This window comes from Ruegeria sp. BHSB056 (assembly GCF_059613305.1).
In genome coordinates, this window is sequence record NZ_JBXWSG010000124.1 from 1 (window position 1) to 7,620 (window position 7,620).

The window sequence follows — 7,620 nt, forward strand, 5'->3', positions numbered from 1 at the left end:
TTCTGCGCGTCGCTGAGACGCTGGTGCGTTGTTGTCGCCGGGTGCGTCGCGATGGATTTGGCATCGCCCAGATTGTTCGAAATCACCGGGATGGTCATCGCATTCAGGAAGGCGAAAGCCGCATCCTTGCCGCCCTTGATGTCCAGCGACAACACGGTTCCGCCCTTGCCGCCCAGTTGGGTCTGAACCAGTGCGTTTTGGGCATGGGTTTTCAAACCGGGGTAAAGCGTCCGTTCCAATGCCGGGTGCCCTTCCAGTGCCTCGGCAATCTTTTGCGCGCTTTCGGCCTGTGCATTGACCCGCAGCGCCATCGTCTCAAGACCCTTGAGCATGATCCACGCATTGAACGGGCTCAGTGCGCCACCGGTATGCTTGAGATAGGGTTCAACTGTTCCGCGGATGAAGTCCTTGGTTCCGATGATGACACCGCCCAGCGCACGGCCCTGCCCGTCGATATGCTTGGTCGCTGAGTAGACGACCACATCCGCACCCTGCTGGATCGCGCGCGAGAACACCGGGGTCGAGAACACGTTGTCCACCACGACAACGGCTCCGACCGCATGGGCCAGATCGGCCACAGAAGCGATATCGATCACCTCTAGCGTGGGGTTCGACATGGATTCAAAGAAAACGGCCTTGGTGTCCGGGCGGATCGCAGCCTTCCACTGCTCAAGATCGGTGCCGTCCACAAAGGTCACCTCCACGCCATAGCGGCTCAGGATGTTTTCAAGGATATAGAGGCACGAGCCGAACAGCGCCTTGGCCGAAACGACATGGTCCCCGGCTTTCAGCATCGAGGTCAGAGCGCCGTTGACGGCGGCCATGCCCGAGGCCGTCGCAAAGGCATCTTCGCCACCTTCCAGCGCCGCGATGCGTTGTTCGAACATGGACACGGTTGGGTTGCCGTAACGGGCATAGATGAACTCGTCCGGGCCACATTCCAGAAACCGGGCCTCGGCCTGTTCCGCGCTTTCGTAGACGAAACCCTGCGTCAGGAAAATCGCCTCGCTCACCTCGTTATACTGGCTGCGACGGATGCCGCCATGGACGGCTTGGGTGCGTTTGTTCCAGTTCTCGCTCATCTCATTCCTTTCAGCCTCGGGGGAGGCAAACAAAAAACCCCAGACGCGGCCAAGCGAAAGGGGTCTTTCATCCTGACCTTTTAGCGGTGTTGTTTAGCGTGGCCCGCAATCCGGTAACAAATCGCCACGTAGCTTCAGGATCGCAATACGCCTCGGGCGGTTCGCGGTCAAGCCCGGCCTGCGCTTTGGTCACGCTTTCGTAAGCGGTACTTGCCGAACCGGCAGAAACCCGCATGATCCCCGTCAACATCAGGAGAACACATGGCTGACCCGATTGATCTGTATTTCTGGCCGACACCGAATGGCTGGAAAGTTTCCATCGCCCTGGAAGAGATGGAGCTGCCCTACACCACCCATCTGATCAATATCGGCAAGGGTGACCAGTTCGATCCCGCATTCCTGAAGATCGCGCCCAACAACCGGATGCCCGCCATTGTCGATCCCGACGGGCCGGGTGGCGCACCTATTTCGGTTTTCGAAAGCGGCGCGATCCTGATGTATCTGGCCCGCAAGACCGGGCGGTTCTATGGCACGTCCGAGCGTGACCGGATCGCGGTCGAGGAATGGCTGATGTGGCAGATGGGCGGCGTTGGTCCGATGGCGGGTCAGGCGCATCACTTCCTGAAGTACGCCCCGCAACTGGACCCGCCGCAGGACCTGCCCTATGCCAAGGACCGCTACCGCGCCGAGGTCGCGCGGCTTTACGGCGTACTGGACCGGCGGCTGGCCGAAAACGAGTATGTCGCGGGCGATTTCTATTCCATCGCCGACATGTCGATCTGGGGCTGGGCCAGCCTGTGGGAAGGCCAGCAGCAGGTGTTGGAGGACAAACCGCACTTTGCCCACTGGCTGGAGACCGTCAGCGCCCGCCCAGCCGTTCAGGCCGGACGCGCGTTGTATGCCGAGTTGCGAGGGGATCACCGAGACAAGCAGGCGCAGAGCGTTTTGTTCAAGCGGTAGGTTTGTTCCATGGCCGGTTTGCAGCCAATCTGACGTGTGCTGCGTGATGCTCGAATATCCGCCTTTGCTATTGTATAGGTTTGGCAAATCATTACATGAGCGACGGAAATCCTTCAGAAAGACCCACTCAAGATGTACGCGGCGTTATTTGTCGTATTTGGCCTTGTTGGCTTAGTGATCGGTGGCGAATTGGTAGTGCGCGGATCGGTTTCTGCTGCCAAGTCGTTCGGTATATCACCGATGGTCATCGGACTGACACTGGTCGGCTTCGGAACGTCAACACCGGAACTGGTTACAAGCTTGCAAGCCGCGCTTTCCGGTTCTTCAGGCATTTCGATTGGGAATGTTGTCGGCAGCAACATTGGAAACGTTCTTCTGATACTCGGCATCGCAGCACTCATCGCGCCTATCGCCGTGAATCCGAGAGCACTCCGCCGGGATGGTACGGCGGTCGTGATAGTAACTCTCGTTTGTTTAAGCGTAGTTCTATACGGCGAAATCAGCCGGCTGATCGGCGCAGGGCTTGTCGTCACCTTGGCGGCCTACCTGAGCTTCACTCTGTGGTCTGAGTATAGGTCCGAAGGCACGCCAGCCGCAGCTGTCTACGAGAACGAAGCAGAAGCCGTAGTCGGCTCAGAAACATCGCTTGCCGTGTCGTTGCTGATCACCGTTGCAGGGCTGGCGATTACGATATTTGGGGCAAAGTTCTTGGTGACAGGTGCCGTGTCTCTTGCTGAGACAGCGGGGCTTTCGGAGACGGTAATCGGGCTGACGATTGTTGCAATCGGAACCTCAATGCCGGAGCTCGTCACTTCAATCATCGCAGTTCGGAAAGGTGAGGGAGATGTCGCACTCGGGAACGTCTTGGGCAGTAACATCTTCAACATCTTGGGTATCCTTGGCGTAACCGTTCTGGTGCAACCTATGGTCATCCCTGGCGAGATTATTCGTCTCGATATCTGGGTTCTGTGTGCCTCAACGCTTGTCCTTATCGGTTTTGCCCGAAGCGGCTGGTCAATCAGTCGGCGCGAGGGCGGGCTCTTTGTGCTTGCTTACATTGTCTATCTTGGTGTGCTTCTGGTTCGGTAAACGTTCACTCGGATAGCCTGGCTGTTTAGTGAAACCGACCGTTACAGCGGTGCAGTTATGGCCCGTTTTGCCCCCGTACCAGGTTACTCCGCCCCGCTCTAACACGACCAGCGCCCCCGGCGGCGGATCCTTGGCGCGGGGCGACCTGTCAGCGAAACTGGAATTCAGGTTCCGCGGGGAAAGACATGGAAATACCTGTCCAGTGCCCATTGCGCAGCCTTGCAACGTTCCGCCCGTCAACACGCATCCGGGTCGTCAGGACAAATGCGGCCTGCCCTTTGCGCGGCCCGGCTTTCTGGGCTGCATCGTCAGAACGCTCGGCCCTGTCGAACAGCATCCCATCGGGTTTTGCCGACCGCCGGGACCGAAAGTTCGGAACCAAATGCGGCTTTCGATCCGTTTCGTCAGACGAGCGCGACGCTTCAATCCGCTTGACATGCTGCAACTCTGACCGAAGCCTTTTTGCAGTCTCAGCCTGTCTGCGCTCAAAGGAATAAGCGCTCAACGCCTCATCGATCATTCGGGCGGTGTGAACATACCCCGCAGAACGTGTGAGTTCCGAGAGCTCTGCCAGACGGTCGGAAATCCGGCTTTCGTCCCGTGAGACGGTTTTTTCGAGCGATCCTTGGTGTGTTGCGTTGGGCATCCGAACTGACTCTGAAAAGACGTTGAGTGATGCGCAATCCGGCCCGAGCTTTGACACAAGCCGATGCGCAAAGATGCGTGTCACTACGCGCCCGGCGCCGGAGAGTCGACCATCCCGCATTCAAGTGGCGGAAAAGCGCCTTAAACACACATTTGAGGCAAAGAAAACATATCGCCCGCTCTCCAGGCGCGGGTTTGCGGCACTGCGACGGAGAATGTTGGATTGATCCGCACGACAGACCTAACCCTGCCCCTGCACCAGCAGGTCCAGCATGTCCGAGATATCCTCGATCTCTTCCGCGATCACATGGGTCACCGAATGCGCCCGCTGCATCCGGCCTGTCACCTTCAGCAACCGCCCCGAGATCACCGCACGGCGGAAGCGTTCGTAGATTTTGCGCCAGACCACCACGTTGACGATCCCGGTCTCATCCTCAAGCGTCAGAAAGATCACGCCTTTGGCCGTCCCCGGCCGCTGCCGCAGGATCACCAGCCCGGCCACGGCCACACGCGCCCCTTCGGGCGGGGCCTCCAGCTGGGCGGAGGGCAGACAGGACGGCGGTCGCGGCCAGTCCCGGTTTGAAACCGCGCGGTGAAAAGGGGCAACAAGCATGAGAACAAAAATAGAACAAAATACAGGAAAGTCCAGACACGGCGTAAGGAGTCGCAAATGAGGCTGGAAACACCTAACTCCCTTCACTAAGGAAGGTTTCGAACATCGCAAAAGGAAGACGCACGCAATGGCAAAGATCACCTATGTCGAGCATGGCGGTACCGAGCACACTGTCGAGGTCGCCAACGGACTGACCGTCATGGAAGGGGCCCGTGACAACAATATTCCCGGCATCGAGGCCGATTGCGGCGGTGCCTGCGCCTGCTCGACCTGCCATGTCTATGTTCACCCCGACTGGGTCGAGAAAATCCCGGCCAAGGACGACATGGAAGAGGACATGCTGGATTTCGCCTATGAGCCCGACCCGGCCCGCTCGCGCCTGACCTGCCAGATCAAGGTGACCGACGCGCTGGACGGCCTGATTGTCCAGATGCCTGAAAAGCAGATCTGATGCCCAACAAAGCGCCGCGTCAGCCCGCCCGCCTGTGGCAATGTCGGGTGCGCAGCGCTTTGCTCCCTTTTGGCCTGTGGTGCGCGCTGCCAATCGCCGTCGCGGCGGATACCATCACCGACGCCCGCTTCGCGGAACCAACCACGCGATACGCGCATGGCGTTTTGGGTGACAATATCGAATACGGCGCGCTGGAACTTGTGGTCAATGACACAGTCGTAACGGTTCGCCTGCCACAGGACCGTGTATTCGAAGACCTTGCGCCGCGTCTGGCAGACATCGACAGGGACGGCGCGGTCGAAGCAATTGTCGTTGAAACGCAGGACACAACCGGCGCTCAGCTTGCGATCTACAACGCCGCTGGAGAAAAAATCGCAGCCACACCTCATATCGGCGCACGATTCCGCTGGCTCGCCCCGGTCGGTGCTGCTGATCTGGATGGTGACGGCAATATCGAGATCGCCTATATTGATCGCCCCCACCTGGCCAAAACCCTGCGCATCTGGCGCTTCAAAGATGGTGGACTGACCGAAATCGCTGCTCTGCCCGGCCTGACCAACCACAAGATCGGTGAGGATGTCATTTCCGGCGGCCTGAGGAGCTGTGGCGACCATCCCGAAATGATCCTCGCCAGCGCAGACTGGTCGCGGATCATCCGTGTTTCCTATCAGGATGGCTGGCATCTGACGGACCTCGGTCCGCTCAAACAGCGCGACAGTCTTACATCAGCCCTGAATTGCTGATCCGCTTCTTCATCTGGCCAAAAGATCCTGGAGGGTGAGTGGTTGAAAAGAAATCGTCCAGCGGACGATTTCGACCGCAAACGCGCGCAGCGCCGGGAGGCCGCAAGGCCGAGGGGGCAAAGCCCCCTGCCCGATCATCCCTCCAAAGCGCGCCAGCCGATATCGCTGCGATAGAACCCTTCGGGCCAATCCACGGCATCAACCATTTGGTACGCCCGGTCGCGCGCCTCTTGCAGCGTTTTTCCGCGCGCGGTCACGTTCAGAACGCGCCCGCCGACGGCCTGCACCTGCCCCGCGGCCTCGCTTGTGCCCGCATGAAACACCATATTGCTGCTGTCCTCGGGCAAGCTGTCCAATCCTTTGATGACCGTGCCCTTCTCGTAGGTTCCCGGATAACCTTTGGCCGCCATCACGACCGTCATCGCGTGATCATCGGCCCAGTTGACCCGCATCTCGCCCAGCCGCCCTTCGGCGGTGGCATGCAACAGGTCCATCGCCTGCGCGCCCAGACGCATCATCAGGACCTGACATTCCGGGTCCCCAAAACGGACGTTGTATTCCACAAGGCGCGGCTGGCCGTCCTTGATCATCAGCCCTGCATAGAGAATTCCCTGAAACGGCGTGCCCCGGCGCTTCATCTCGGCAATGGTGGGGCGCACGATCTCTTCCATCGCACGCGCTTCAACTTCCGCGCTCAGAACCGGCGCCGGAGAATAGGCGCCCATCCCCCCGGTGTTCAGGCCCGTGTCACCATCACCCACCCGCTTGTGGTCTTGTGCCGTGCCGATGGACAGGATGTCTTGGCCGTCGCACAGAACAAACAAAGACGCTTCTTCGCCGTCCATAAACTCTTCGATCACGACCTCGGCCCCCGCGCCACCAAAGGCACCGCCGAACATGTCGTCAATGGCGTCAAGTGCCGTGTCTTCGTCCATGGCCACGATCACGCCCTTGCCGGCGGCCAGACCATCGGCCTTGACCACGATGGGCGCGCCCTGTTCGCGGATATAGGCCTTGGCGGGTTCGGGCGCGGTGAACCGCGCATAGGCAGCGGTGGGCGCATGTGCCGCGTCACAGATTTCCTTGGTAAAGCTTTTTGAGGCTTCCAGCCGGGCCGCTTCGGCGGACGGTCCGAAAACCAGCACCCCGGCTTCGCGCAGGCGATCCGCCACTCCGGCGGCCAAGGGGGCCTCGGGGCCGACAATCACAAAATCAATCGCGTTTTCCTCGGCAAAGCTGACAACGGCCCCGCCGTTTTCGATATCCAGAGCGGCACAATCCGCGATCTGAGCGATCCCGGCATTGCCCGGCGCCACGATCAGACGGTCGCATTTGGGGTTTTGCATCACCGCCCAGGCCAGGCTGTGTTCGCGCCCGCCGCTGCCGAGAATAAGGATGTTCATGGGGTCGTCTCCGATCTGCTTGGCCTCGCCTGCGCGGCGTTCTAAGCTGGGTGAGCATTTGAAACAAGGCGCTGAAATGTCCGACCTGCTTGATGACCCGATTCCGGGCCAAAACACCCCTGAATACACGGTTTCCGAGGTCTCAGGCGAGGTGAAGCGCACGCTGGAAGGCGCGTTCGGACGAATCCGCGTGCGCGGTGAAGTCGGGCGCGTGTTCAAGGCTCGATCCGGGCACCTGTACTACGACATCAAGGACGACCGGAACGTTTTGGCCTGCACGACATGGAAAGGTCAGGTTTCCAGCCTCTCGGTCGTGCCAGAGGAAGGGCTGGAGGTAGTCGTCACCGGTCGCCTGACCGCTTTTGGCGCGCAATCCAAATACAACCTGAATGTCGATGAAGTTGCGGTCGCTGGTCAGGGCGCGCTTATGGCTTTGCTGGAAAAGCGCAAGAAACAGCTTGAGGCCGAAGGTTTGTTTGCGCCCGAGCGTAAGAAGCCCCTGCCGTATCTTCCGCAGATCATCGGCGTTGTGACATCGCCTTCGGGCGCGGTGATCCGTGACATTCTGCACCGGCTTCGGGACAGGTTCCCGCGCAAGGTGCTGATCTGGCCGGTGGCCGTGCAGGGTGCAAAC

The 7,620-nt window shown here is 59.8% G+C and carries 9 protein-coding genes and 1 riboswitch; of the genes, 5 read left to right on the plus strand and 4 right to left on the minus strand.

Features of this window, described 5'->3' with window-relative positions; translation table 11 throughout:
- Window positions 1-1,082, minus strand: a 1,082-nt coding sequence (locus tag AC2FND_RS18950; RefSeq protein WP_496771284.1) for an aminotransferase class I/II-fold pyridoxal phosphate-dependent enzyme, incomplete at its 3' end; no start/stop codon positions are given.
- Window positions 1,083-1,142: 60 nt separating this feature from the next.
- Window positions 1,143-1,220, minus strand: a riboswitch (SAM riboswitch).
- 123 nt (window positions 1,221-1,343) lie between these two features.
- Here AC2FND_RS18950 and AC2FND_RS18955 point away from each other — a divergent pair.
- Both AC2FND_RS18955 and AC2FND_RS18960 read left to right on the plus strand, forming a co-directional pair.
- Window positions 1,344-2,042, plus strand: coding sequence for a glutathione S-transferase N-terminal domain-containing protein (locus tag AC2FND_RS18955; RefSeq protein ID WP_496771285.1), 699 nt, complete (start codon window positions 1,344-1,346; stop codon window positions 2,040-2,042).
- Window positions 2,043-2,174: 132 nt separating this feature from the next.
- The gene (locus AC2FND_RS18960) at window positions 2,175-3,131 is read left to right on the plus strand and encodes a calcium/sodium antiporter (protein WP_496771286.1); all 957 of its coding nucleotides are present in this window, start codon (window positions 2,175-2,177) and stop codon (window positions 3,129-3,131) included.
- A 148-nt stretch (window positions 3,132-3,279) separates the two neighbouring features.
- Here AC2FND_RS18960 and AC2FND_RS18965 read toward each other — a convergent pair whose 3' ends face one another.
- Together AC2FND_RS18965 and AC2FND_RS18970 are read right to left on the minus strand one after the other, a co-directional pair.
- Window positions 3,280-3,777, minus strand: a complete 498-nt coding sequence (locus AC2FND_RS18965) for a hypothetical protein (RefSeq protein WP_496771287.1) — start codon at window positions 3,775-3,777, stop codon at window positions 3,280-3,282.
- Window positions 3,778-4,017: 240 nt separating this feature from the next.
- Window positions 4,018-4,389, minus strand: coding sequence for an OB-fold nucleic acid binding domain-containing protein (locus AC2FND_RS18970; RefSeq protein WP_480967775.1), 372 nt, complete (start codon window positions 4,387-4,389; stop codon window positions 4,018-4,020).
- A gap of 127 nt (window positions 4,390-4,516) precedes the next feature.
- Between AC2FND_RS18970 and AC2FND_RS18975 the strand changes: the two genes are divergently transcribed.
- Together AC2FND_RS18975 and AC2FND_RS18980 are read left to right on the plus strand one after the other, a co-directional pair.
- Window positions 4,517-4,840: a 2Fe-2S iron-sulfur cluster-binding protein gene (locus tag AC2FND_RS18975; RefSeq protein ID WP_209504265.1), complete on the plus strand. Its 324-nt coding sequence runs from the start codon at window positions 4,517-4,519 to the stop codon at window positions 4,838-4,840.
- On the plus strand, window positions 4,840-5,583 hold the full coding sequence (locus AC2FND_RS18980) for an FG-GAP repeat domain-containing protein (protein WP_496771288.1): 744 nt from the start codon (window positions 4,840-4,842) through the stop codon (window positions 5,581-5,583). Before AC2FND_RS18975 ends, AC2FND_RS18980 begins: the two co-directional genes overlap by 1 nt.
- Window positions 5,584-5,717: 134 nt before the next feature.
- Here the strand turns inward: AC2FND_RS18980 and purD are convergent, their stop codons facing one another.
- Window positions 5,718-6,986, minus strand: coding sequence for a phosphoribosylamine--glycine ligase (gene purD / locus AC2FND_RS18985; RefSeq protein ID WP_209595857.1), 1,269 nt, complete (start codon window positions 6,984-6,986; stop codon window positions 5,718-5,720).
- A gap of 76 nt (window positions 6,987-7,062) precedes the next feature.
- Between purD and xseA the strand changes: the two genes are divergently transcribed.
- Window positions 7,063-7,620: exodeoxyribonuclease VII large subunit (gene xseA, locus AC2FND_RS18990; RefSeq protein WP_496771289.1), on the plus strand; the 558-nt coding region annotated here is incomplete at its 3' end.

Coding starts and splice junctions, on each gene's coding strand:
- AC2FND_RS18955 (WP_496771285.1), top strand. CDS start 1,344: ATGGCTGACCCGATTGATCTGTATTTCTGGCCGACACCGAATGGCTGG.
- AC2FND_RS18960 (WP_496771286.1), top strand. CDS start 2,175: ATGTACGCGGCGTTATTTGTCGTATTTGGCCTTGTTGGCTTAGTGATC.
- AC2FND_RS18965 (WP_496771287.1), bottom strand. CDS start 3,777: ATGCCCAACGCAACACACCAAGGATCGCTCGAAAAAACCGTCTCACGG.
- AC2FND_RS18970 (WP_480967775.1), bottom strand. CDS start 4,389: ATGCTTGTTGCCCCTTTTCACCGCGCGGTTTCAAACCGGGACTGGCCG.
- AC2FND_RS18975 (WP_209504265.1), top strand. CDS start 4,517: ATGGCAAAGATCACCTATGTCGAGCATGGCGGTACCGAGCACACTGTC.
- AC2FND_RS18980 (WP_496771288.1), top strand. CDS start 4,840: ATGCCCAACAAAGCGCCGCGTCAGCCCGCCCGCCTGTGGCAATGTCGG.
- purD (WP_209595857.1), bottom strand. CDS start 6,986: ATGAACATCCTTATTCTCGGCAGCGGCGGGCGCGAACACAGCCTGGCC.